The following is a 24,861-nucleotide window of genomic DNA, read 5'->3' as shown; positions in this document are numbered from 1 at the left end:
TCCCAGTCGGTTTTGCATCGAACCGGCCCGCTATGGGCCGGTTCGCAGAAGCTTATCAGGCCTGGCCCATCCACCAACGGCGTGGCTCGACATTCTCCGGCAGCATGTCTGCTGGAATCTCACGCGCGATGTCGTAGATTTCCTGATAGGTGTCGATGCCACCGGCCCATTTGTTCAGACGCTCACGCCACTGCGCCCAAGGTTCAGGGTTATAGTTGGGGGCACACATCTCTTCGGCCAGTTTGATCTGATCGTCGGGCAGGAAGGCCGGACGCACACCGTTCTCAGCAAAGATCGTGTTGGGCAATTGCGGCTCTGAGAACCCAACTGTGTTCAGCAGCGCGGCCTCGTTCGCACCCTGAATCAAAGCCTGAGTGAAGTAAGAGGACTCCATCACTGCATCCTGCAACTCGCCGCCCAAACCGTCAAAGACCTTGGCCGACATCGATGTATGCTCGGTTCCGCAGAAGAACTTCAGGTTGACCGACTGAGATACGACCGGCGCCATATTGGCGTAGGCTACAGCCGAGGCCCAAGTTTCGGCGCCGTCGATCAGACCGGTTTTCAAAGCGTCCAGCGTTTCTTCCCATGCCACCGGCACCGGATTCAGATTCAAGAGCTGCATGGCGATGCGGCCAAGCTGCGTGCCCGTCACGCGGTTCTTTGTGCCAAACAGCTCTTCCAGCTTGGTCACGGTCGGCTTGTCCGCAAAGGTCGAACCCATTTGCAGACCGCGTAGTTCGCAATGGGTGAACAGGAACTTTAACCCGTGCCGTTTTTCCAGGGGATCCCGCAGGATGCGCTGGCTCGCGGGGCTGTAGAAAAAGTGATACTGCGCCGCGCGGCTCGGGAACATGTAAGCATAATCCAACACGTTCAGGTAAGGTGCGCCACCGGCCGAGTTCTGGGTCGAGGCCGCGTAAATGTCGACGATCCCCTGCTGGGTCTTCTCGACACAGCTCAGCTGTCCGCAGATCTGATTGTCGCCGATGAACTCAATCCGGATCTCTCCGTCAGTGCGTTCCTCAAGATCACGCGCGAACTCGATCGCACCGGCGCGTTCGATCAGCAGGTTGCGAGTGTTGAATCCAGAAGCACCAAACTTCAGCGTGTGTTTCGGCTCTTTAGAAAAGCGCTTTTCATAGGTTGATTCGGCGGCCTGAGCCAGATTCGCCAAACTCATCGCTCCACCGAACCCGCCTGCTGCCAACAGTGTCGAGCTCATGCCGTAACGGCCCGCCACACGGAAGAAATCCCGCCGCGAAATACCACTCAGTTTCTTACCGATCTCCATTGCTTACCTCCCTGATTGCAATTATTGAGACGTTTTGTATCAAAAAAGGCTAGTATAATTCCTCTATCTTGCATAGAGTTTTTTTCAGCGGCATTGGGAGGAGGCGATAATGGAAGTGGATTATGCGATTGTCGGGGCCGGTTCCGCAGGCTGCGTGATTGCCAATCGGCTCAGCGCCGACCCCAACACGAGTGTTGCATTGCTTGAGGCTGGTGGCCGCGACAGCAACCCGTGGATTCACATCCCCGTTGGCTATTTCAAAACCATGCATAACCCCACGGTCGACTGGTGTTATCGCACCGAACCTGATCCGGGGTTGAACGGGCGCTCGATCGACTGGCCACGCGGCAAAGTGTTGGGCGGCTCATCCTCGTTGAACGGGTTGCTATACGTACGCGGTCAAAAGGAAGACTATGACCGCTGGCGGCAAATGGGCAATGAAGGATGGGGCTGGGATGACGTCCTGCCTCTGTTCAAACGCTGTGAAGATCAAGAGCGGGGCGCAGACGAATATCACGGTGTTGGCGGGCCTTTGTCCGTGTCCAACATGCGTATCCAACGTCCTATCTGCGACGCGTGGGTCGCCGCTGCACAAGCGGCAGGCTACCCGTTTAACCCCGATTACAACGGTGCCAAACAAGAGGGTGTTGGGTATTTTCAGCTGACTACGCGCAACGGCCGCCGATGCAGTGCCGCCGTGGCCTATCTAAAGCCCATAAAAGGCCGCCAAAACTTGAACATCATCACAAACGCGTTGGTGTCACGCGTGGTCATAGACAAGAAAAAGGCGACCGGTCTGGTATATCGGGATCGCTCTGGGGTCGAGCAAACGCTGAAAGTCCGTCGCGAAATCATTCTGTCAGGCGGCGCGATAAACTCACCACAGATTCTAATGCTTTCAGGGATCGGAGACCCGGACCACCTGAAAGAAAACGGTATTGAACCGCTGCACGCCTTGCCGGGTGTCGGCAAGGGCCTGCAGGATCACTTGCAGGCACGGCTGGTATTCAAATGCAATGAACCGACATTGAATGACGAAGTCCGCAGCCTCATCAATCAGGCGCGCATTGCCCTGAAATACGCGTTGTTCCGCGCAGGGCCAATGACCATGGCCGCAAGCCTCGCAACCGGATTCATGAAGACCCGCCCGGATGTTGAGACCCCCGATATTCAATTCCACGTTCAGCCCTGGTCCGCCGACAGCCCCGGCGAGGGCGTGCATCCGTTTTCCGCCTTTACAATGTCGGTTTGTCAATTACGCCCGGAAAGTCGGGGGGAATTGCGCCTTAACGGCCCGGATCCGTCTAAACATGTCAAAATAATTCCAAACTACCTGTCTACAGAAACGGATTGCCGCACAATTGTGGATGGTGTGAACATCGCGCGTAGGATCGCTAAACAGAACCCTCTGGCGTCAAAAATTTCAGAGGAGTTTCGACCAACGGCAGAGTTAAGCCACGATGACTATGAAGGCACGCTGGATTGGGCCAGATCGAACACTGCATCAATCTATCACCCAACCGGCACCTGCGCGATGGGCAGCACCAAGACATCGGTTGTTGATGCAAAGCTAAAGGTGCACGGGATACAAAACCTGCGGGTGGCCGATTGCTCGATCATGCCGGAAATCGTCAGTGGCAACACAAATGCACCAGCGATCATGATCGGAGAAAAGGCCAGTGATTTGATAAAGGCGGATGCATAACAACTGATCCTCCAGCCCCATAGTTCGGCTTGGCAACGGTGTGGGACAACAACGTTGTATTAAGTTGAGAGGCAGGAGTTGGGGATTTGAATTATCCTCCGAGTATTCGAACCCCTGATCGCAGCTTTGTATAGTTTACATCTTTGAGTTCACAGGGAAACTGCCCCGGCGCGGCGCATAACAGGACGTCTTGCGCGATGGGTTCAAAATCAGCTCGGAAGTGGGCTGTGCTTTTGACGCAAATAATCCGTGCCTGTTCAGGTTCGAGATTGAACAGCCGAATTTGCGCCAGATCCAGACATTGATTTCGAATGCTGGTTACTATGACATGAATTTGCGTTCCAATCAGCTGCAATGCCGTCGAGGGGCCCAGCGTTGCAATCCCGCCGCCATACATTTCGCCCGTGTAACGACATTGGCCATCGCTCAGATGATGCACACGCACATTTGCTAAATATGGCGTGTCACCGGGGCCGCGACCGCCAATTTCTGCCTCAAATTCTGCACCTGGACCCCTGGCATGGGCTTTTGCTGCCAATTGCGGATCATGCAACAGCCCAAGAATGGAAAGTGGGGTATTCTGAATAACAAGTTCACGCAGCAGCCCAGTGGTGTCCGCCGACGCACCGGCACCTGGATTGTCCTGTACATCCGCAATCACAACAGGCCCAGCGCCAGTTGCCTTTTGGGCGGTTTCGACTGCGTCCTCTGGCGTTAGCAAAGCTGTTTCAAACTGTGTTTCAGCAGCCTGCAACTTTGCAAAAACATGCCCGGCCATTGCCTCGGCGTCGGGCTGAGAGGAACTATACGCCAGCACGGATGGACCACAATCAGCTGTGTCCGCTGCGGTAAATCCCATGGCAAGTTCAACCAGTCGCGTGCCGGGTCCGTCGAACGCCTTCAGAGTTCCATACAGCGTTTGGGCTGGCGCCACTTCTGTATACTGGATGTGCAGCGGGATCAGATACTCCCCTTGTCTCCACGATTTCGCGGGTCGGCCATTTGCATGGATTTCGCGTATCATCCGATACGCCCGTGCGCCTGTGGCAGCCATATCAAGATGCGGGTAGGTGCGGAAAATGGTCATTGCATCCGAGTAATTCACCATTTGTTGCGAGATATTGGCATGCATATCAAGGCTTGCAACAAGCGGAAGATCCGGCCCAATGATCTGTCTGATCCGCGCCAAAAGCTCACCCTCGCCATCATCCCATGACTCTGTCACCATGGCACCATGCAGGTCCAGGTAAACACCGTCGAGCGGTGTCATTCCCTGAAGTTTGTCAGTTATGAGCCTCGCGATGGTGTCAAAGGCGCGGTCTGTTACCTTGCCGCCCGGTTCTGCTGCGCACCACAGAATGGGTAGTAATTCCACGCCTTCCGCCAACGCCGCCTTTGCGAATCCGGCGATGGGCAGATTCATACCATCGGTCACGCCCAAAACGTCCCGCCCCCGCAACAATTCTGGCCAGCTATCTGCCCGTTCAAAATCACTCAGTCGCGTTGGGCTTTCCACGAAGGTGTTGGTTTCGTGCTGAAATCCTGCAATTGCAATTCTCATCTAACTGGTCAGCCGTTTACTGCTGCACCAATTCGGCGCTTAAAATCTCGCGTAGTTTTTTCGCTACGACGTCAGGTTTGTGGCGTGTCATGGAAACATGTCCCAGCCCTGGGATCTCGTGGAATGTTCCGTTCTGCGCCAGGTCCGAAACAACCTTGCACATGACTGGAGCGGTCTGAACATCCTCAGAGAAAGCGACTACATGCATAGGGACCGGGCAGGTTTTCAGATCTTCGCGGCAATCGAAGTTCAGGCACGCTTCCCATTGATCGATTGTGGCTTGCGGATCGCGGTCGCGGAAGCGTTCGGTGTAAGATGCCTTGAGCTGTTCCCACAGTTCTGGTTCGTGCAGCGCTTTGGCTGGAAAGGCATAGACCGCATAGTGGGGGGCAAGAAAGTAGTCGGGTAGGGTTATGCCATCTTTTCGAAGGTCAATCTCGGCTTGCATCCAGTCGCGCGTGAACCCATCGATATAGGCGGAAGTTCCCATGGGAATGGCAAGTTGAACCTTGTCAGGAAAGTCGATCGCAGTTTGCTGTGTAACGAGGCCACCCAACGACAAGCCACATACAGTTGCGCGGCCACCCGCAAACGCATCGATCACCGCCGCACAGTCGGCAGCATAGTCGTTCATCGCCCAGGGAGGCGGGGGTGATTGGGTCTCGCCCGCACCGCGAGGATCATAGGTGATGCAACGAAAGCTGTCGGATAAGCGCGAGAACTGTTCTGAATAGGCTTCAGCAGTTTGGTCCCCACCAGGAACAAATACGATAGCAGGCCCCTCACCTTCGGTAACAACGCGCATGGTCACACCCCCGACCGATAGTTGATGAGTCTCGGCCCGCGGTCCAAACTGCAAGAATACCGACATCCTTCGTCTCCTGTTATTATACTGCTGACAGCAGCCTGTTTGGCCCGATACTTGGTTGGGTTTTAGTGGCTACATCCCGTTACGAGGGATGACGTGCACATTCTCTTCCTCATAGACAAGTTCGGTTCCGGCCCAAGCCTTGAGGCGTGAAGTTAAATGAAACTCCGTCGGTGTCGCTGTCTGTTCCGAATAGGTCCAAATCTTGGCCGACCAGCCTTCGCGGTCGAAACCGGCCGTCTGCTCCATCGTTGCGGTGGCCGAAAGTGGATCGCTGGGATGGATTGTGTAACGCCGATCTGAAACGTCGCTTAACACCGTTCCAATATCGTCGAGGCGGAAATCGCCCACTGGCCCGAAAACGCCACCATCAAGGAAAAACCTGTGAATGGTTTCTCCGTTGGTCAGATCAGTGCGGATAGAGCGTTCCATTGAACCTGACCGCACTTTCGTTTTTCGGGGCGCCGTTTGAGGCTTGCTTGGCTCGGGCAGCGCGCGTGGTTCCGATGCTTGCCCCTTTTGCGTGCGAACAGGCAGATGCAAACACGATGACCCTGAGCGGATCGTCAGCGTTACGGGTGCAGGTGCGGGCCAAAGCACGGGCCAATAAGCCGAGGCGATCTGCACTACGATGCGATGACCGGGCATGACACGGTAACCGCTGCCGTAAAGCGGTATGGTCACGGTCATGTCCTCGCCCGGCACAATTGCGGTCGGGTTGGTGTCACCAATCCGATGATTCAGATTGCAGAACCCCCGAGAAATCAGGGTTTGCGCACCGTTGGGGGCTTCGTCGACCAACAAAGCAGCAACGAAACCTTGCTCCTGATCCGCAGAAACTGTGATTTCGACAGAGGGCTGGCCCAGAACGTCAACCGCTGCTTCCAGAGGATCACCTTTGAATTGCAGTGCCCCTGCCGCATCGATCCGGCAATCTTCAGCCATGTCGCCCGGTATGGCAAACGAACACATATCGCCTGCAGCGGCCCCAAAGTTCTGTGGCGAGCAAATGGACATTGTAGAGCCAGTACGCGGCTTAATGTCCAGAGTACCGTCGTTTAACCACATCGAATAATCTTTGACGTTTGGCGAGGGCCAGCTTGGTTCTTCGACCCAGCGTCCTTCACGTTGCAGATGAGTTCCACTTGGTGCCGCGCTTTCCTGCATGAAGAACCGCAAGAGTGGTTCATCCATTAATCCGGTGTCGATACCCTTTAACCAATGGTCCCAGAACCTAAGGACTTCCCCTACAAAATCGGCCTTGGGGCCCGGCACCCCTTCATGTGGATACAGGTGGGCCCAGGGCCCCATCAGGATTTTCACAGGACCGCTGAGATGTTGAGCGATACGGAACGGGGTGTCGCGATAAAGGTCCATCCACCCGCCGAAAAAGTAAACCGGAACCTCGACGTCGGCGTAGTTTTCGCAAATCGAGCCGCGTCGCCACATCTCATCATGGGTTTGGTGTTCCAGCCACATGGCAGGCCAGAAACTGGCCCCCTCCATACGTTCGCGCCACATGTCGATCCAGCGGTCTTCACCTACGATCTCGGGATCGGGCGGCATCGCATTGTAGAGCTGCATGATGGAGCCCCACCAGAAATTATCGTTGGCCAGACAACCGCCGTAGAAATGGATATCCTCGCGCCATCGATCATCCGTTCCCATCACCGGCGCGATAGCCTTCAAGGCCGGGGGTCGTGTTGCCGCGACTTGGAACGCATTATATGCCCCCCAACTTTTTCCGAACATTCCCACATTTCCATCACACCAGTCCTGATCTGCGATCCACTGGATGACGTCGTGTCCGTCTTGGGTTTCCTGATGTGAATACTCGTCTTCAGCAATGCCGTCGCTATCCCCATAGCCCCGAATATCCACCCGAATCGAAGCATACCCAGCGGCTGCAAAATGCGGGTGCAAACTTTCGTCGCGCATTCGCGTGCGGTCTCGACGACGGTAGGGTATGTATTCAAGGATGCAGGGCAGCGGAGTGGTTTTCGCCGCTTCGGGCAACCACAGTCTTGCTGCCAACTGCGTTCCGTCAGGCATTGGTATCCAGACGGTTTCGATGACCTCAACATTACTCATGACAAGACGCTTTCTTTTTGCTCAGGCGGGCGGGCCCCAGGTGCCAGCGGGAAGTGGCATGCGATTACCCGCTCATCCGTAACATGTCTTTCAGGAGCATCAAAACTGCACTGCGATTGAGCCCAGGGACAACGGGTGTGGAACTCACAACCCGACGGTCGAGCCAACAGCGAAGGGACTTCAGCCGGCAAGGTGATCCGGTCGTGGGTCTTGTCCGGATCAGGCTCGGGGTTGGCCGAGAGCAGTGCTGCGGTATAGGGATGCTGCGGCGCGCTGAATACCTCTTCGGTTTCACCAGCTTCTACAAATCGACCCAGATACATTACGGCAGTTCGATCCGCCACATGATGCACCACGTGCAGATTGTGCGTGATAATCACCATTGCCAGCCCAAGACGTTCCCGCAAATCGTTCAGCAGGTTCAGCACCTCACCCTGAACCGAAACATCCAGTCCCGCAGTCGGTTCGTCTGCGATAATCAACGCCGGGTCCAATGCGATGGCTCGTGCCACTCCAACCCGCCGAGCCTGCCCTCCTGACAACTGATGCGGGAAGCGCGAGTCAAAGCTTGTGGGCAAACCGACCAGCGTCAGCAGACGCTCGGCTTCATCCCGCAGATTACGCCCTTCGATGCCGTGAATGCGGAATGGTTCCGTCACCAGATCACCCACGGTCATACGAGGTGAAAGGGATCCTACTGGGTCTTGAAACATCATCGACATGCGTTTGCGGACAGGCTTCATCGCCCTTGGGTCTAACTCGTCGATACGTTGATCTTCGAACGTTATGGATCCTGCGCTAATTTCCTGCAGACCATTCACAGCCCGCGCGAGGGTCGTTTTACCCGACCCGCTTTCTCCAACGAGTGCAAAGGTTTCGCCTCGGTTAACTTCAAAACTCACCCCGGCCACGCCCAGGATCGAGTTTCGACGCCCGAACCCACCGACTGGGAAAGAAACCTGGACGTCTTCAACCTTGAGAATGGGATCGCTACTCATGCAGTCACTCCGGTTTCCTCGGGACAATCTGCAATAATGCAGCGCGCGACATGACCGTCTCCGATGTCTTTGTCGGGCGGAGGGGCCGAGCAGGCGTCGCTCACGAGATCGCACCGATTGGCAAAGATACAGCCTGCGGGCCGCGCGCGCAGATCAGGGATTTCTCCGGGGATTGTCGGCAGATGCCGGGTGCGTTCGCTTTGCCGCGCCGGGTCGCATTCAAGCAATCGCGCTGTGTAAGGGTGGCGAGGGTCTTGGAATATCTGGCGGACGGTGCCGCGCTCCACCACTTCACCCGCATACATGACCACAACGTCATCACACAGTTCGGCGATGACACCCAGATGGTGCGAAATGAACATGACCGAACAGCCGATTTTCTGCTGCAAATCCTTGAGCAACTCGATCGTGGTCACCTCAAGTGTCGCATCCAACGCCGTTGTGGGTTCATCCGCGATTAGAAGGGCGGGTTCCATCATCAGCGCCATGGCGATGGCAATCCGCTGTTTCATCCCGCCCGAGAACTGATGCGGATACCGCGCCAGCGCCGCGCGGGCATCAGGAATGCGGACCAGTTCCAGCATCTCGACAGCGCGGTTCATCTTTTCGTCTTTCGACAAGGTCGAGCGATACTGGATATTCAGCATCTGCTTTCCGACCGAGATGACCGGGTTCAACGCGCCCATCGGGTCCTGAAACACGGTGGCTATGCGCGGGCCGCGCAGGTCGCGCATCCGCGACGAGGGCAGGCTTGTCAGTTCATCCTGCCCTTCGAACAGGATCGAGCCACCGTCGATGCTACCATTGTCTGCCAGCAGGCCCAAAATGGCGTTGATCAACGTGGATTTCCCGCAGCCGGATTCGCCCACGATGCCGACGATCCGGTTTTCCGGTACATCGAAGCTGACGTTTTTCAACGCATGCAGCGGCCCGGCTTCGGTCGAGAAGCTGACGTTCAGGTTGTCTATGCGCAGCGTGGTCATCAGCGTCCTTTCAGCCGGGGATCAAACACGTCCCGCAGCGTCTCACCCAGGAAGGTAAAGCCCAGCGTTGTGATGATGATCGGCACACCGCCGGCAATCGCGATCCAGGCGGTGTCGCGGATATTGGTGAACCCGTCATTCAGGATCGAGCCCCAGCTTGGGGTTGGCGGGCGAACACCAAGGCCCAGAAAGCTCATGCCCGCCTCAATCCCGATGACGACCGGAATGTCCATCGACGCGAGGATAACCAGCGGCCCGATCACGTTGGGCAGAATATGTACCCGCAGGATACGCGCCGATGACGCGCCCATACTTTGCGCTGCCGTGACGTATTCCGAGGTTTTCAATGCAATGGTCTGGGTTCGGATGATCCGCGCATATCCAGGCACGGTGACCAGAACGACAACAACCATCACGGCGGTCAGTGACGGCCCCATCAGCGTCACCAGCGCAAGGGCCAGCATGACGGTTGGAAAGCTCTTCATTGCGTCGAACAGCAGGATCATCAGGTTATCCAGCCAACGCGGCCCGTAACCTGCGATCAGACCGAGAACGATGCCGATCACCAGCGAAACCGCCGTCGAGACCAGCGCGACAAACAAGGCAATCCGTCCGCCGTGTAGCACGCGTGCAAACAGGTCCCGGCCCAACTGATCCGTACCCATCAGGTGATTTGCGCTTGGTCCCTGAAATCGGTCCCGCGGATTAATCTTGGTCGGGTCCCAACTGGTTAACAGATCGGCGAAAACGGCGCCGAAGATGACAAACAGGACAAGGAACAATCCCAGCGCGCCCAAAGGTTCTCGCAGGATTTTGCGGATCGGGCGCCACAGTTCGGCCATGCGCCCGGGGGCGGGATTAGAAACTGCTTCTGACACGGGGATCCAAAGCTCCGATAATGAGATCTGCCAACAGGTTGAGCAGAACGAAAAGGACGGTGGTGATCAGCACAGTGCCTGTCACGATGGGGAAGTTGCGCGTCAGGATGGCGTCATAGACCAGCTTGCCGACGCCGGGGCGGGCAAAGACGATCTCGGCAAAGACGGCCGAGGACAGCATCTGGCCGATGCCCACGCCCAGCAAGGTGACCGTGGGCAGGATCGCAATCGACAGGGCATAGCGAAAGGTGATCGTCCTGTCTGGCAGGCCAAAGGCGCGCGCGGTACGGATATGACTGGCCTCTAGCACTTCGAGCATCGAGGCGCGGACCATGCGGGCGATATAGCCAACCCAGCCCAGACCAACCGCCAGCGAAGGCAGGATCAGGTGGGTCAATTGATCGCCCAGATCGCCGGGTTCGCCCGCGCCGATGGCAGGCAGCCAGCGCAATTCAACAGCAAAGATCAGCAGGGCATAGATCGCAATGACAAAGGATGGCACCGCGATTACCGCCACAGAGAGGATACCTACAACCCGGTCAGCCCAGCTGCCGCGGCTGACTGCTGCCCAGCAGCCCAGCGGGATACCAAGCGCCACCGACCACGTGATGCCGCCAACGATCAGGGCCAGAGTGTAGGGCAGTTGTTCGAAGACAACCGTGGTGACGGGGCGGCCTGATAGAACCTCATCCCCAAGATCACCGGTCCAGGCGCCGATGTAGAAATTCCAGAACTGAACCAGAACCGGCTGGTTCAGCCCCATCTTTTCGCGCAGGGCGGCGCGCATTTCCTCGGTTGCCCGAGGGCCCAGTGCTACCGAGGCCGGATCGCCTGGGATCAGGTAGATCATGCAAAACAGCAGGAACATGGCGACCGAGACAATCGCAGCAGCCAGTCCAAGCCGTTTGAAAAAATAGCTTAGCATACGTGCCCCCTATTGGCGGACGGGCGGCATTTGGATGCCGCCCGTTTGCGTGGATCAGGCGGGTTTGAACAGCGGCAACAACGGCTCGCCATTCGGCTTGAGGCCCGGATCGACCGTATCCTTGTGGATCAGGCCAACTACCTCATGCGTCAGGAAGACGTAGCAGCCGCTTTCATCCATGAGACCCTGCATCTTCTTGTAGATCTCATCACGCTTGGCCGCATCGCTTTCGACCAGACCTTCTTCGTGCAGCGCTTTGTATTCCTCGTTGTTGAACCGTTCCCAGTTCCAGACGCCGACTTGTTCCGGCGTGAACCAGACGGTCGCCCAGCTTGGGTCAGGGTTCATCGAGAACCGGCTGAGCACCAGCTGCAGGTTCATGAAGTAATCGCCATCCTTGGACCCCAGCGTCCAGAACGTACCGCTGTCATTCTGTTTGATCTCGCAGGTGATCCCAACATCGGCCAGATTGGCCTGAATGACCTGCGCTGCCGTCAGACGTTCCGACTGGTTCAGGATGTCCAGGGTAACGGTCATGCCCTCGGCGCCTGCCTCGGCCAGCAACTCGCGCGCCTTGTTCGGGTCATAGTCATAGGTGACACTGTCGCGGCTGCCCGGCAAACCCGGTGCGATAATGCCGTTGCCCACGGCGGCAGCGCCGAAATAGGCCGCATCGACAACCGTTTGCCGGTCAATCGCGTGCTGGATAGCCCGGCGGATACGAACGTCTTTCAACGCTTCGTTGTCCTGATTCATGCCCAGCCAGACATAGGCCAACGAGGGTTTTTCTTCGACGACCGACCCCGCAGGTGGGTTTTCCTTGAGCCGCGGCAGCGAGGAAACCGAAGTCCAAGTGTAATCCAGATCACCAGCTTCGAAACCCAGCTCGGCGGTCGAGGGGTCTTCGATCGGCAGGATGTGAATTTCCTCGTATCCGCCCGGCTCATACGCCCAGTCCGGGTTGCGTTTCAGAACGGTTTTCTGTTTGGGCACCCATTCGGTCAGAATATACTGGCCGGATTGCGCCACCGGCTCAGACCCGATCTTGCCGCCGATTTCCCCGACAGCCTTGCGCGACACGATGCAGGACGCAGGTGTTGGCAAGGTTGTCGTCCAAAGCGGAACGAATTTGTTTTTCAGATGGATCAGGCCTGAGAGGTTGTCCTTGACCTCAACCTCTTTCAGCGCGCTCCAGTCGCCAGCGTATGGACTTTCATTGGCTGGATCAGCAATCCGCTCGATCGAGAACTTCACGTCGTCAGCCGTCATTTGGCCAAAGCCGTCCGTAAAGCCGATATTGTCGCGCAGCTTGAAGGCGATGGTCAGGTCGTCCAGCTGTTCGATGCTTTCGACCGCAACGGGGCGCCAGTTCCAATCGTCGCCTTGCTGGTTCGACACCAGTGGGGCATAGATCGACCGCATGATATCGGCTTCGGGCAGCGCCAGCCAAAATGCGGGGTCCAACACTTGCAGGTCACTATAAGACCGGATGGTCAGAACCGTCCCATCGGCGCTGACGGCCATATGCGGAAAGGCAAGGCTGGCTGCGCCCAATGCGCCAGCTCCGGCCAAAACGGAGCGTCGGGAAACGTCCCCTTTGAAAATCGAACTCATTTGCTTACTCCCTGTTTGTCTTCGTATCCGGGCATCTGTCCGGCGTGGTTGCTTGCGGGCAGAGCCCGCGACTTCAGGTGCCAGCAGGCGTTATCCGTTCTTTTTCTTGTGTGACTGTGGCAGTTGCTCGTCAGCGCCAAGCGCTGAGAATCTTGGAATGATCACGGGTGAGTTCACCCAGATCATACGCGCAGGTTGGTCAGTTACGTTGCGCAGGACGTGCAGGATTTCACCGGGAAAGCTAAAGCTGTCACCCGTGCGCAAGGTGACGGTTTCATCTTCCATCACCAATTCCAATTCACCATCCAGAATGACCCCGTGCATCTCGCCATCGCGCGAGAAGTACTGGTCAACAACCTGCTCGGAATAGGGGCGATAGTCCGACACGCCCAGACAGAACCCGCCACCGATAGAGCTGGACAGCAACTGATCTGCATAGCCCGACTGCTCGATGGGCTCATCATACAGCAGGTTCAGATTGCGGCGGTTGGACTGCCGCACAACATAGGCGCGCTCTAACGGGCCGGATCCGGGGCGGTGATTGAAAAACCATTCCTCTGGCACGCCCAGAGCGTCCGCAATTCGCGAGATTTTGTTGAGCGAGGCGCTGACCGTTCCGCGCTCGATTGCGCTGAGATGGCTGATCGAAACACCGCTGCTGGTCGCAAGCTCGGCCAGTGTCATCTGACGTGCTTTGCGCAGCTGACGTACCTCGGCCCCAAAGGCCGCCAGGCCCTCTTCGCTCGCAGTACGGCTGTATTTTCTTGATGCGCCCTGGCTCACGAATCCTCCCTTCGGTTACTAGGTGCTTCAGGAATGCTACGACAACTTTTCTTTTTCGCAAGAATTTTTGCTAATTTTTCCTTTATTGCTTTTCAAACTCGTCTACAAAACTTGGTTTTGCACGCATGTCACCACCGAATTCCAATCCGCAGCGCGTCATAGATTGCAGCGTGAATGTTGCGTGCCGATACGGCGTCTCCGATACGATAGAGGTCAAATTCCGCCTCGGGGTTTGACTGTGGAAACAATTGGCCTGCGCCCGAGACAAGTGCGCCTTGATCTACGGCACCCCTATTGCGCGAAAGCGGTTTGAGATCAAAGTAAAGGTCGCCCAGCGGTAGGGTGCCCTGATTGACAACTATCTGATCGTAATACTGTTTCTCTCTCAGGTCCGAGTAATCGGTACCGACATGGGCCAATAGCTGATTGCCGGATTTCTCGATCGCGTTCAGTGTACGTGTCACCGTGAAAACGGCGCCGGTCTTTTGCAGCGCACGCATATACGGCACCAGGTTCATCGCCATCACTTCCGGCGCGAAACTGCGATCACGTGTCATGATTTCGACACGCGCGCCGGTGGCGGCGATAACTTCGGCCGCCATCAGCGCAGGATGGTCCCCCGCATCATCATAGATCAGCACGTTTTCACCCGGCTGCACATCGCCAGACAGAATGTCCCAAGCAGAAATCGCCAGTTCATTGCCCGAATCGAGGATCGTCGTCTCGGGCAAACCACCCGTTGCGATCACAACCATGTCCGGCGACAGCGCGGTTACGTCCGCGACATCGGCGAAGGTGTTAAAATGAAATTTCACGTCCCGCGCCGCACATTGGGCCATGCGCCAGTCGATGATCCCGATCATTTCGGCCCGGCGTTTGGATTGCGCGGTCAGGCGCACCTGTCCGCCGGGTTCAGGTGCGGCCTCTAGAACGGTGACTTCATGCCCGCGCTCTGCTGCAACGCGCGCTGCTTCAAGCCCACCCGGACCTGCGCCCACAATGACCGCGCGACGACGTGTTTCAGCCACCGGTATGATATGTGGCATGGTCAATTCGCGCCCGGTTGCCGGGTTGTGAATACATAATGCTTCACCAGCCTGATAGATGCGATCCAAGCAATAGGTCGCCCCTACGCAAGGTCGGATGTCATCCTCCTGCCCGGCTTGTATCTTGGACACAATCAACGGATCTGCCATGTGGGCACGGGTCATCCCGACCATATCCAATAGGCCCGAGGCCACGGCATGGCGCGCCGTCGCCACATCTGGGATGCGCGAAGCATGAAAAGTTGGCATTCCAATCTCGGCTCGCACGCGCCCGGCAAAATCCAGATGTGGCGCACTTTTCATGCCCTGCACGGGGATCACATCCGTCATGGCGGGGTCGGTATGAATGCGCCCGCGAATAACGTTCAGAAAGTCAACCTGACCGCTATCGCGCAGCCTGCGCGCGATTTCCAACCCCTCCTCCTGAGTAATGCCGCCCTTTTGGACCTCGTCGGCGGTGTAGCGCACCCCTACGATAAACTCTGGACCCACACGGTCGCGAATTGCATCCAAAACCATGAAACCAAAGCGCAATCGATTGTCGAGATTGCCCCCAAACGGCGCCTCCATCGTGTTGGTCAGCGGCGACCAGAACTGATCCAGCAGGTGCCCGTAGGCCTGCAACTCGATCCCGTCCAACCCAGCAGCCTGCATCCGTTCGGCGGCGTCGGCATAATCGGTCACAATCCGCTCAATGTCGAAGTCTTCCATCTTTTTCGGAAAGGCCCGATGCGCAGGTTCACGATAATGCGACGGCGACAGAGACGGCAGCCAATCGCCCTTGTTCCAACCGGTGCGCCGCCCCAGATGGGTCAGCTGGATCATCACGGCACAGCCATGGACATGGCAGGCGTCGGTCAGTTCACCCATCCAGCGCACGACCTCGTCCTTGTAGGCAAGGATGTTGTTGAAGACTGGCGGGCTGTCCCGGCTGACAGTGGCAGAACCTGCGGTCATCGTCATGGCAACACCCGCTTTCGCACGCATTTCGTGATAGGCGCGGTAACGTTCCTTGGGCATTCCATCTTCGGGATATGCTGGCTCATGACTGGTAGTCATGATCCTGTTTTTCAAGGTCAGGTGCTTCAATTGGTAGGGCTGTAACAGAACATCGCGGGTCATTGCCGCGTCTCCTGTTCCGCAGCATTGGTCACCGCGACATCCTTTGGAATGACCACTGGTGAGACTGCCCAGATCAGGCGGCAGACCCGGTCTGTTCGATTGCGGGCATGGTGCGGAATACGTGCGTCAAAACTGTAGCTGTCCCCGGCGCGCAGAGTAATGAATTCATCACCGATCCGCATTTCCAACTCGCCCTCAAGAACCAACCCGTGTTCTTCACCTTCGTGTTCCTGCAAAGGATCCTCGGGGCGTTCTGAATGCGGCGCATAGACCGCCATACCCATGTAAAACTGCCCACCAATCGAGCTGGACAACAATTGGTCGGTATAGCCAAGCTCTGCCGCATCCTGACCGTAAAGTGTATTAAGGGCACGGCGGTTCTGAGCACGCACAACAAACGCTTGCTCCATCGGTCCAGCACCGGCGCGTCGGGCAAAAAACCAGTCAGGCGTGACGCCTAAGGCGCTCGCAATGTCTTGCAGGACGTCAACCGAAGGTTTGGATACACCGCGTTCAATCGCCGACACATGGCTGAGCGAAATACCCGCCTCTTCGCTCAACTGTTTGAGAGTGAGTTGGCGAGCCTTGCGCAACTGTCGAACCTCACTGCCCAGCGAAGAAATTGCAGATGGCAAAGCGACGACATTGTCAGATGGCATTTGGCTCTCCGGATTTAGGTCAAGCGATCTATTTTCTCCAAAATTGAAATCAGACTGGAATTTTAAAGTCAAATTCTATTTTCAAATGAATGAATGTACTGTATTGCAAATATTCTTGGGATTTGCAGAACTGGCTCGAACACAAAACGCATGTGGCGGATCACTATGGCGGACCAAACCGAACATCCTTTTGACGTTACAGAGACGGACCATCTGTGGATCAGAATGCCGGATGGAGTGCGACTGGCCGCCCGGTTGTGGCGCCCTGTGACGCAAAGGCCTGTCCCCGCCATCTTAGAATACATCCCCTATCGCAAGACAGACATGGTGCGCGCGCGCGATGAACGGAACCACCCTTTTTTTGCTGCCCATGGGTATGCATGCATTCGGGTGGACATGCGTGGGTCTGGCGACAGCGAAGGACATATGTCGGATATGTACGCGCCAGAAGAACTGGATGACGCGCGACAGGTCATCGATTGGCTGGCCGCGCAGCCCTGGTGCAACGGCCGCGTCGGGATGTTTGGTACGTCGTGGGGTGGCACGGCCTCGCTGCAGGCCAGCGCAAATGCGCCAGACGCTTTGAAGGCGACAATCGCTGTTTGCGCCACACATGACCGGTTCGAGGACGACATCCACTATATGGGTGGATGCGTTTTAACGGATACGTTCGAATGGGGTGCAACCTTGCCATCCATTCTGGCCTCACCTCCGACACAAAACGTTGGGGCAGGCTGGAAAACCTTGTGGCAAGAGCGCATTGAAAACCTCTCCTTTCCTTTGGAAAACTGGCTACGCGAGGACGCACGCGGTGCATACTGGCGACATGGGTCTGTAATTCACGAGACAGATGCGTTTTCCGTACCGATCCTGTCCGTAGGGGGTTGGAGCGATCGGTATTCAAACTCTGTCATGACAATGGTCGATGCGCGCCCTGACCTGGTGTGGGGGGTGGTGGGCCCTTGGGGGCACCACTATCCCGATCACGGCGCACCGGGACCGGCGATTGGGTTTCAGCGTTTGGCACTGGATTGGTGGGATCATTGGCTGAAACCAGACACTCCGAAAACACCGGATTGGCCGCGGTTGCGAGTCTGGCTGCGCGAATTCGATACGCCGGGCGATACGCTGGTTGAACGGCAAGGCAACTGGATCGAAAGCGGCCCGACGATCGAGCATGTTGACCCTCAGACAGTCTCTTTGACCAGCCTCGAGTCGTCTGCAGGTCACGAGCCTTGGGTGCTACCAAACTCGCGAAACGTTGGGCAGATGTCCGGGGACACGGGCTATTTCGGACGCGCAGGTGGTTTGCCTCTGGACCAGTCCGACGACGACGCACGGTCTTTGGTTTTTGAAACAGCCCCGCTGTCCGAAGATCTTGTGCTGTGCGGCGCAGTGGACTTGACCCTTTCAGTTGACGTAAAGGGCTATCCTGCGGTTGTCGCAGCCCGGCTAAGCGACGTCAACGCAAGCGATGAGGTGGCACGGATCAGTTATGGCGTGCGCAATCTGGCCCTTGATGAAAACCTGGACAGTCGATCGCATCCCGATCAAACGGGCCGGGTGGATTTTTCGATGCGCCTGCACACGACAGCTTATCGCGTTCGAAAAGGGCACCGTCTGCGGCTTGCCTTATCTTCGGGCCTGTGGCCGCATTTACATTTGCACGCACCACCGCAAGATATTGTAATACAAGATGGTGCGCTGAAATTGCCTGTTTTTAATGGTGCCACCATGGACTTGTCAGCGCAATTGCCGCCGCCTGAACCGCTGCCAAAAAAGCCTTCGCACAAGGTTGTTACGTCAAACAATCTGGTGCGTTGGAATAAACAAATAGCCGGCAGTCACGAGATTGGATGGCATCAGCCGATGATGCTGGTTTTCTATCCAGACATCGGGACAACATTTGGGTATGAGACGCGCATGTCCCACACAACGTCGCTGGATTCGCACGAACACCAGCGAACCCAAGTCGATCATCGGATGGTGTTTGAGCGCACGGACGGAACTGCCGATGTTCGCGTGTCCCTTCTTGCAAGCGCATCACGTGGCGTTACTACTGTTCATGCCAACCTTACGGCAACTTGGAATGGCGCTCCATTCGCGGCACGGACCTGGACTATTCGCCACCCTGCCAAGGGGGGCATTCCAGAACGAGACGATGACAGTTGAGCAAACACTTTTGTCCGCGTGAAGCACGGATCAAGCACTAGCGGTCACCATCATTCAAACACCAAGGTACTTGGTGAGGATCGTTCCATCCTGAGCGACATTCGCAGGTGCAACGGTTTCGCGATCCTGACCGTTTTCAATGAACGTGATACGGTCTGCTATCGACAAAACCGCATCAATCCGCTGCTCTACCAGAATGATGGCATAGCCTTGCGCCTTCATTTTGACGACCACTTGTCGGATCTGTTCGATTATCGAAGGTTGCAGACCTTCGGTCGGTTCATCCAGTAGCAGGACTTTAGGGCGCAGGCACAGCGCGCGGGCTGTTGCCAGCATTTGCTGTTCGCCCCCCGAAAGCGTGGTAGCGACTTGGTCCAGGCGCTCTTTCAGCCGAGGGAAAAGTTCCAGAACCCAGTCTCGAGTGTTCGCGCCTTCGCCGCGTGCCATCAGACCCATTTCGATGTTCTCTGAAACAGTCAGCTCAGGGAAAAGCCGCCGACCCTGCGGGATGTAGCCTATGCCGCGTTTGGGCACGAGGTGCGCCGGCAAGCCACTGAGACGTTCCCCATCCAGCGTGACTTCACCTTGGTTCAAGGGTAGTTGGCCCATAATGGCCTTGAGCAGAGTCGTTTTCCCGGCCCCGTTGCGGCCCATGAGACAGTGTATTTCCCCGGCCTTGACCGACAAAGACACACCGAAAAGAACTTTTACCTGACCATAGCCGGTGTGAATATCAGTGACCTCAAGCATTGGCAGTTGTCCCGAGATATGCGGCTTGCACCGCCGCATTCGCGTGGATTTCGTCAACAGTTCCCGAGGCTAAAAGGCGACCTTGATCCAGCACAGCTACATGGTCGGCGGTCTCGGTGACTACACGCATATTGTGTTCGATCAGTAGGATTGTTGTCTCTTTGGCCATTGTCCGCATCAGCGTCACAAATGCATCCACTTCGCCTTCGGCCAAACCCTGTGTCGGTTCGTCAAGGATGAACAGCTTTGGGTCTTGCGCCAGACCCATAGCAATTTCCAGCACCCGTTGATGGCCATAGCTGAGATCCGAGGCAACCTGATCAGCCCGGTCCCCCAATCCAATCTTGTCCAGAACGGCGGCGGTCTTTTGAGCATGGGCCGTCTTGTCGTGTGCCAGCTTCCGGCCTGCCGCTAGGGCGACGTTGTCTTCGACCGTCAGCCCGGGAAAGATCGATGTAATCTGAAACGTGTAAGCCATGCCCAGTTGTATACGTTTATGTGCAGGCAAACGGCTGATGTCCTGGCCCTCAAAATAAACGCTGCCACTTGTCGGTTTCGTGCGCCCGCTGACCATACCAACGAAGGTCGATTTGCCAGCCCCGTTGGGACCGATCAACGCAGTTATCGCATTCCGCCGCAGGGAAAAATCTATGTCGGTGTTGGCCTGAAGCCCGCCATAAATCTTTGTCAGGCCTTTGGTTTCGAGGATACTTACGGCAGCCATGACACAGCTCTCTTGCGCAATGTGCCCGCAATGCCTTGCGGGGCGAACAGGGTAAGAAGAACCAAAGCAATGCCGGCAACCAGCATATAGGCATTGGTAAAGCTGCTAGAGACATCGATCAGGTAGAACATGAAGATCACCCCGATAAGAGGGCCGACCGTAGTTCCAGCGCCACCAAGCAGGACCCAAAGCAGCGGAAAGATCGAGTAATGGACCGCTGCAAAGCTGGCCCCGACATAGCCGAACAGCATCGCATAGGCAGCGCCTGCCACGCCCGAGAACAATCCCGATACAACCAGCGCGGCAAGCTTCAGCCGCCCCACGTCATAGCCCAGCATCCGGGCACGTTCCTCATTTTCCCGAATGGCGACGAGGCGCTTGCCAAAAGGGCTTTGCACCAAACGCGCCATGGCGAGAAAACAGATCGCGAACAGGATAAATGCCGTGAAATAGCGCGCCGTTTCCGTGGTCAGGTCAATTCCAGCGATGCTGCGTTGCGCCTGTTGGATGATAAAGCCCTCGTCGCCGCGAGTATATTCTCCAAAATAAAGGATCACGAGATAGAAGGTTTGAGCAAACATCAGCGTCACGATCATGAACGCCACACCAATGGTGCGCAACGCCAAAAAGCCAACAGCGACGGACAACAGCCCTGCGGCGGTAACTCCGACAGCAAAGGCGGGCAGAACAGTCAAACCGCCAAAATTCATGCTCAGCCCAAAGCCGTACATTCCGGCGGCAAAAAACATGGCGTGGCCAAGGCTCAGCAGGCCGGTATAGCCAAAAAGCAGGTTGTATCCGATGGCATAAATCGCCAGCACCATGATCCGCGAGAATGCACCCACGTGATAGGCGGGAAGCACGAAGAAAAGCGCCACAAGCGCAAGCAAAACGCAAGAATGCAAAGCGGCTGATCTGAACACCACCATCAGGCCGCCACCCGCCCCATCAGGCCCTGCGGCCTGAATACAAGCACCATTGCCACAAGGAAAGTTGCGATGATTTTAGCCAGGGTCGGCGAGAAAAAGACCGAGATGATGCCGTCACTCATTCCGATCAGAACAGCTGCAATCACCGTGCCGGGCAAACTGCCAAGACCGCCGATGATCACCACGATAAACGCCAACAACAACGGATCTCCGCCCATTAAATAGTGGGCCTGTTGGATTGGAACGACCAGCACCGCGCCCAGCGCGGCAAGCCCTGCTCCCAATCCAAAGACCCAGGAGTAAACGCGATTGACAGGCACTCCAAAGGCCTGCGCCATTCCGCGGTCCTGCTGGGTTGCGCGCATGATCAATCCGATCTTGGTGCGCGTCAGTACGAACCAAAGCACCCCCAGCACCGAAATTGCGGCAAATATCACGAACAACTTGTATGTCGTAACGCTCAGCCCCCAGGGCCAGATCATCTGGAACCCGTCCGCGCCAAACTCGAACCACGGAAGAGCCAGGCGGGTATTGAAGGGCGGCTCAACCGGCCGCGCCTCTGGACCGTACAGCATCAGCGTCGATTGTTGCACGATGTACAAAATGCCGATCGTGGCCACGATGGTCCGATCCACGTCATAGTCGATCCGTTTGAGGATCAACTGATCCACCCCCGATGCAATACATCCGACCAGTACCGGCACGATAAGCAAAGCAGCCACGAAGCCAAAAGCCGCATGTCCACCGATCATCGTGCTGACTGCCCAGGCGAAAACCGCACCCAACATGAAGAATTCGCCATGGGCGACGTTTACAACGCGCATGACGCCAAACACGATGCTGAGCCCCATCGCCGTCAGCACAAGAATAGCCGAGATGACCGCCCCCTCGATGGAGGCGAGCATCAGGTGAGGGCCGAAGTCCATACCCTGCCTCGCTTTTGCCTGTTGATGGGATCAGAAGGATCGCGTGGTGTAATCCACCTCATCCTCATACAACCCGTCCTCGATCGACGCCGTATGCACCACATCCAGCCGGCCGTCACCGACCTTTGAGATAAACTGTTTGCCAAAGGCCTGATGTGTCTTGCCGTTGAAGACTTTATCGCCCTGCGGGTGTTCGATGGATTCAGGCATGTCGCTCATTGCCTCGACCGCTTCGATCAGTTTGGCGCGATCTGCAGGGCCCTGATAATCCGCCGCTTCCATACCGGCTTTGATGACATGCAGCGTTTCCCAACACCCGAACATATGGGCGTAAGTGGCGACGTTAGAAGGGTCATCTATTGCTGCACCACTGTCATTGACACCAACGGCGGCACGATAAGCCGAGGCCGCCTCGGATTCGTTGGCCTGCTTGTAACGAGGCATACCTTCCCAGAAATATGTACCTTCAAGGAACTCCAAACCCGGGCTTTGGATATCAACCGCTTCAAGACTGTCGATAAACCCAAAAATCTCGGGTCGGCTGGGCCCAAAGAACTCGCCCATTTCCTTGACGAAGGTCAGCACGGCCGGTCCTACCATCACGTGATAAATCACCTCGGTCTCGCGAGGGATGTTTGGAAAGTAACGCGTGAAGGTCGTCTCGGTGGGTGGGATCGCAATCTTCGCAACAACCTCACCACCCTGCGCTTCGATCGCTTCCGAGAAAAAGTCGCGGTGATCGTGGCCAAAAGCAAAGTCAGGATAAATCATCGTGACCTTCTTGCCCAGATTGTCAGCCACAAAAGGCGCCATCGAAATGACCTGGCTTTTTACATCTGTAATACCGGGTTGCAGCGTATACCGGTTTAGCATGCCGCTGGCCACGTGGTGACCTTCGGAGACAACAAAATAGGGCAGTTTCAACTCGCCCGCGCGGGGTGCAGACCCGATCACGACGTGGCTGAACAGAGTGCCGAAGGCAACGTCAACTTCGTGCTGGTTGGCGAATTTTTCTAACACTTCGGCACCGCGACCGGGGTCGGTCGCGTCGTCTTCGGTGATGATCTCGACAGGACGCCCATTGATACCACCCATCTCGTTGATGCGCGCAGCAGCGGCGGTCGTCGCAACGTCATACCATCGTCCATATGCCGCACCGATGCCGGTCGCGTGCTTCTGGAACCCAATCTTGATCGGAGCCGAGCTTTGCGCTTGCGCAAAACCAAGCGAACCGGGCAGCACACCGCCTGCCGCCAAAGCTCCTGCACCGGCCCCCAGACCCAGCAATGTCTTGCGGCGACTGATATTTGAAGTCTTTGTCATGACGTTCATCTCCTCTGTTGTTTATAGGGCGGTGCTTCGCCTCTTTTGTGATCAGTTTGTATGTATGCTAACGAGTTGTCTACTTTTTTAAGCGCCGCGTGGACTTGCTAGTAGCCACAACCCGAAAATCGTATAGCAAATCATCAGGATAGACAGGCCCAATTGCAACACAAGTATGTCCCGGCGCGTGTGGCAAAAGGTTTCAGCCGTCCGGTGGCTGAGTATGACCGCCAGCACATGGGACATCACCACGACCCCGGCCTGAGTGAGCCAAATGGCCTTCACAGTGCCGGGGACCGTCAAAAACCCAACCATGACCCGACGGCTACCAAGCCCGAACAGGTTCCAGCCAAGCGCAAAAGGGTCCGCCAATGTTGCGATCACAACCTGTATTTGCACAAGGAACGTCACGAAGTAGTGGGCAAAATGATAACCAATCGCAATCGGCAGCAAAGTGATGGAAAAGTGAATGAACGCGTTTTTGAAGGGTATTTTCTCGCGCACCAGTACGGTTCCTGAAAACACGGCAAATCCAAACACGCAACTCAGCAGCAGGACGCTGCCATAAAGGCCCACCGTTGTCGGCCAGATCAATGCCGTCCGGCCCGGGTACTCCAACGGGTTGACCCCAATCTGCGCCAACCACCAAAAGGTCTCGTACAGGCCGTCAAAGCTGCCTGCTGCCAAGGTTACCAGAACCAAAGCTGCATGGCTCAGATCGAACCTACTGCCTTGAAACACCTGCCACCCCGGCAGACCAAACGCTCCGGCGCGCGCGATCCTCATAGTGCCGATCAAGTTGAACAAAACCGAAAAGCACTCGACTTGCTCCAGCCAAGGTCTGCGCCCAAACAGGGTCATTCCCGCCAAGGTGAACATCCAATACCCGAACGCGAAACGCGCAAGTCGACCGGGGTCATTTGGTGCCGCATCGGCCAGAACAAATCCTTGAAACGCCGCCATCAGAATAACCGCCGGCCAGATCGAAACCTCTTTGGGCAGCCTAAAAAGCGCTTTGTGATCCGGGGCCAGAAGGCGATGCAAACCCGGCCAGGGATTGACCCATTTCCAGACATCAAAAACCAGCGCCTGCACAACAAACAACAGCATCCACCATACTGTCCACAAAACCAAAGGCATCAGGTTCGCTTGTGGATCCGTCGGCCCTCGCAAGCCAATCAGGATCAACCCCGCCAGGCACAGGGACGCGGCAATCTGACCCCAATGGTGCCATGTGCTGTCTCCTCGCCCACGGTTCAGAACAATAGGCCTGAGCACAGTTGCAAGCTGGCCGGGCCTGAGGCAAACAAGAAGCAGGATCGTGATTGTTACGGTCAATGCTCCGCCGGTAATGTAGGCGGTAGTAGGCAACAAAAGAACAAAGCCCTGATCCGCCGCATGGGCAAAAGCCGGTTCCACGCTCGATACTGCAATGAGAAACGCGGCGAGAAGGGGCTTCAAAATCGGCGCCATTTTGTTAGCATACACACAACTTCGTTCAAGGAGGCAG

At 56.4% G+C, this 24,861-nt stretch carries 20 protein-coding genes; 2 read left to right on the top strand and 18 right to left on the bottom strand.

Annotated elements, in window-relative coordinates:
* Window positions 1-55 precede the first annotated feature (55 nt).
* Window positions 56-1,294 (bottom strand): TRAP transporter substrate-binding protein, encoded by a 1,239-nt coding sequence (locus tag GOV89_RS09160; protein ID WP_171176463.1) that lies wholly within the window; start codon window positions 1,292-1,294, stop codon window positions 56-58.
* A gap of 109 nt (window positions 1,295-1,403) precedes the next feature.
* Between GOV89_RS09160 and GOV89_RS09155 the strand changes: the two genes are divergently transcribed.
* Window positions 1,404-2,999, top strand: coding sequence for a GMC family oxidoreductase (locus GOV89_RS09155; protein ID WP_171176461.1), 1,596 nt, complete (start codon window positions 1,404-1,406; stop codon window positions 2,997-2,999).
* 91 nt (window positions 3,000-3,090) lie between these two features.
* Here the strand turns inward: GOV89_RS09155 and GOV89_RS09150 are convergent, their stop codons facing one another.
* The 11 genes from GOV89_RS09150 to GOV89_RS09100 all read right to left on the bottom strand — a co-directional run bounded on the left by GOV89_RS09150 (window position 3,091) and on the right by GOV89_RS09100 (window position 16,527).
* Window positions 3,091-4,560 carry a M81 family metallopeptidase gene (locus GOV89_RS09150; RefSeq protein ID WP_171176459.1) on the bottom strand — a complete coding sequence of 490 codons (1,470 nt, stop codon included), beginning with the start codon at window positions 4,558-4,560 and terminating at the stop codon, window positions 3,091-3,093.
* A gap of 16 nt (window positions 4,561-4,576) precedes the next feature.
* Complete coding sequence (locus GOV89_RS09145) at window positions 4,577-5,431, bottom strand: alpha/beta fold hydrolase (protein WP_171238006.1); 855 nt, start codon at window positions 5,429-5,431, stop codon at window positions 4,577-4,579.
* A 69-nt stretch (window positions 5,432-5,500) separates the two neighbouring features.
* A complete protein-coding gene (locus GOV89_RS09140; RefSeq protein WP_171238005.1) occupies window positions 5,501-7,519 on the bottom strand; it encodes a CocE/NonD family hydrolase in 2,019 nt (672 codons plus the stop codon).
* Window positions 7,516-8,517 carry an ABC transporter ATP-binding protein gene (locus tag GOV89_RS09135; protein ID WP_171176453.1) on the bottom strand — a complete coding sequence of 334 codons (1,002 nt, stop codon included), beginning with the start codon at window positions 8,515-8,517 and terminating at the stop codon, window positions 7,516-7,518. Before GOV89_RS09135 ends, GOV89_RS09140 begins: the two co-directional genes overlap by 4 nt.
* Window positions 8,514-9,500, bottom strand: a complete 987-nt coding sequence (locus GOV89_RS09130) for an ABC transporter ATP-binding protein (protein WP_171176452.1) — start codon at window positions 9,498-9,500, stop codon at window positions 8,514-8,516. Before GOV89_RS09130 ends, GOV89_RS09135 begins: the two co-directional genes overlap by 4 nt.
* Entirely contained in the window at window positions 9,500-10,378 is an 879-nt protein-coding gene (locus GOV89_RS09125; protein ID WP_348540080.1) for an ABC transporter permease, read from the bottom strand. Before GOV89_RS09125 ends, GOV89_RS09130 begins: the two co-directional genes overlap by 1 nt.
* Window positions 10,359-11,303, bottom strand: coding sequence for an ABC transporter permease (locus tag GOV89_RS09120; RefSeq protein WP_171176448.1), 945 nt, complete (start codon window positions 11,301-11,303; stop codon window positions 10,359-10,361). Before GOV89_RS09120 ends, GOV89_RS09125 begins: the two co-directional genes overlap by 20 nt.
* 54 nt (window positions 11,304-11,357) lie before the next feature.
* Window positions 11,358-12,917 carry an ABC transporter substrate-binding protein gene (locus tag GOV89_RS09115; RefSeq protein WP_171176446.1) on the bottom strand — a complete coding sequence of 520 codons (1,560 nt, stop codon included), beginning with the start codon at window positions 12,915-12,917 and terminating at the stop codon, window positions 11,358-11,360.
* A 90-nt stretch (window positions 12,918-13,007) separates the two neighbouring features.
* Window positions 13,008-13,700 carry an XRE family transcriptional regulator gene (locus GOV89_RS09110; RefSeq protein WP_170572598.1) on the bottom strand — a complete coding sequence of 231 codons (693 nt, stop codon included), beginning with the start codon at window positions 13,698-13,700 and terminating at the stop codon, window positions 13,008-13,010.
* Between the two features lie 128 nt (window positions 13,701-13,828).
* Window positions 13,829-15,868, bottom strand: coding sequence for an NADH:flavin oxidoreductase (locus tag GOV89_RS09105; RefSeq protein ID WP_171176444.1), 2,040 nt, complete (start codon window positions 15,866-15,868; stop codon window positions 13,829-13,831).
* Window positions 15,865-16,527: a helix-turn-helix domain-containing protein gene (locus tag GOV89_RS09100; RefSeq protein WP_171176442.1), complete on the bottom strand. Its 663-nt coding sequence runs from the start codon at window positions 16,525-16,527 to the stop codon at window positions 15,865-15,867. Before GOV89_RS09100 ends, GOV89_RS09105 begins: the two co-directional genes overlap by 4 nt.
* 165 nt (window positions 16,528-16,692) lie before the next feature.
* On the opposite strand from GOV89_RS09100, the gene GOV89_RS09095 reads away from it, so the two are divergent.
* Entirely contained in the window at window positions 16,693-18,699 is a 2,007-nt protein-coding gene (locus GOV89_RS09095) for a CocE/NonD family hydrolase (RefSeq protein ID WP_171176440.1), read from the top strand.
* A gap of 54 nt (window positions 18,700-18,753) precedes the next feature.
* Here the strand turns inward: GOV89_RS09095 and GOV89_RS09090 are convergent, their stop codons facing one another.
* The 6 genes from GOV89_RS09090 to GOV89_RS09065 all read right to left on the bottom strand — a co-directional run bounded on the left by GOV89_RS09090 (window position 18,754) and on the right by GOV89_RS09065 (window position 24,812).
* A complete protein-coding gene (locus GOV89_RS09090) occupies window positions 18,754-19,449 on the bottom strand; it encodes an ABC transporter ATP-binding protein (protein ID WP_171176438.1) in 696 nt (231 codons plus the stop codon).
* Window positions 19,442-20,173, bottom strand: coding sequence for an ABC transporter ATP-binding protein (locus GOV89_RS09085; protein ID WP_171176436.1), 732 nt, complete (start codon window positions 20,171-20,173; stop codon window positions 19,442-19,444). The genes GOV89_RS09090 and GOV89_RS09085 overlap by 8 nt, the downstream gene beginning before the upstream one ends.
* Entirely contained in the window at window positions 20,161-21,102 is a 942-nt protein-coding gene (locus tag GOV89_RS09080) for a branched-chain amino acid ABC transporter permease (RefSeq protein WP_171176434.1), read from the bottom strand. Before GOV89_RS09080 ends, GOV89_RS09085 begins: the two co-directional genes overlap by 13 nt.
* The gene (locus tag GOV89_RS09075) at window positions 21,102-22,028 is read right to left on the bottom strand and encodes a branched-chain amino acid ABC transporter permease (RefSeq protein ID WP_171176432.1); all 927 of its coding nucleotides are present in this window, start codon (window positions 22,026-22,028) and stop codon (window positions 21,102-21,104) included. The genes GOV89_RS09080 and GOV89_RS09075 overlap by 1 nt, the downstream gene beginning before the upstream one ends.
* A gap of 30 nt (window positions 22,029-22,058) precedes the next feature.
* On the bottom strand, window positions 22,059-23,351 hold the full coding sequence (locus GOV89_RS09070) for an ABC transporter substrate-binding protein (protein WP_171238004.1): 1,293 nt from the start codon (window positions 23,349-23,351) through the stop codon (window positions 22,059-22,061).
* Between the two features lie 87 nt (window positions 23,352-23,438).
* Window positions 23,439-24,812: a hypothetical protein gene (locus GOV89_RS09065; RefSeq protein ID WP_171238003.1), complete on the bottom strand. Its 1,374-nt coding sequence runs from the start codon at window positions 24,810-24,812 to the stop codon at window positions 23,439-23,441.
* Window positions 24,813-24,861: the final 49 nt, after the last annotated feature.

Origin of the sequence: Ruegeria sp. HKCCA5763, assembly GCF_013034545.1 — a bacterium.
In the GTDB taxonomy this organism is placed as follows: Bacteria; Pseudomonadota; Alphaproteobacteria; order Rhodobacterales; family Rhodobacteraceae; genus Ruegeria.
The sequence above is the reverse complement of the archived record's forward strand: the minus strand, read 5'-3'. Positions and strand labels throughout refer to the sequence as shown.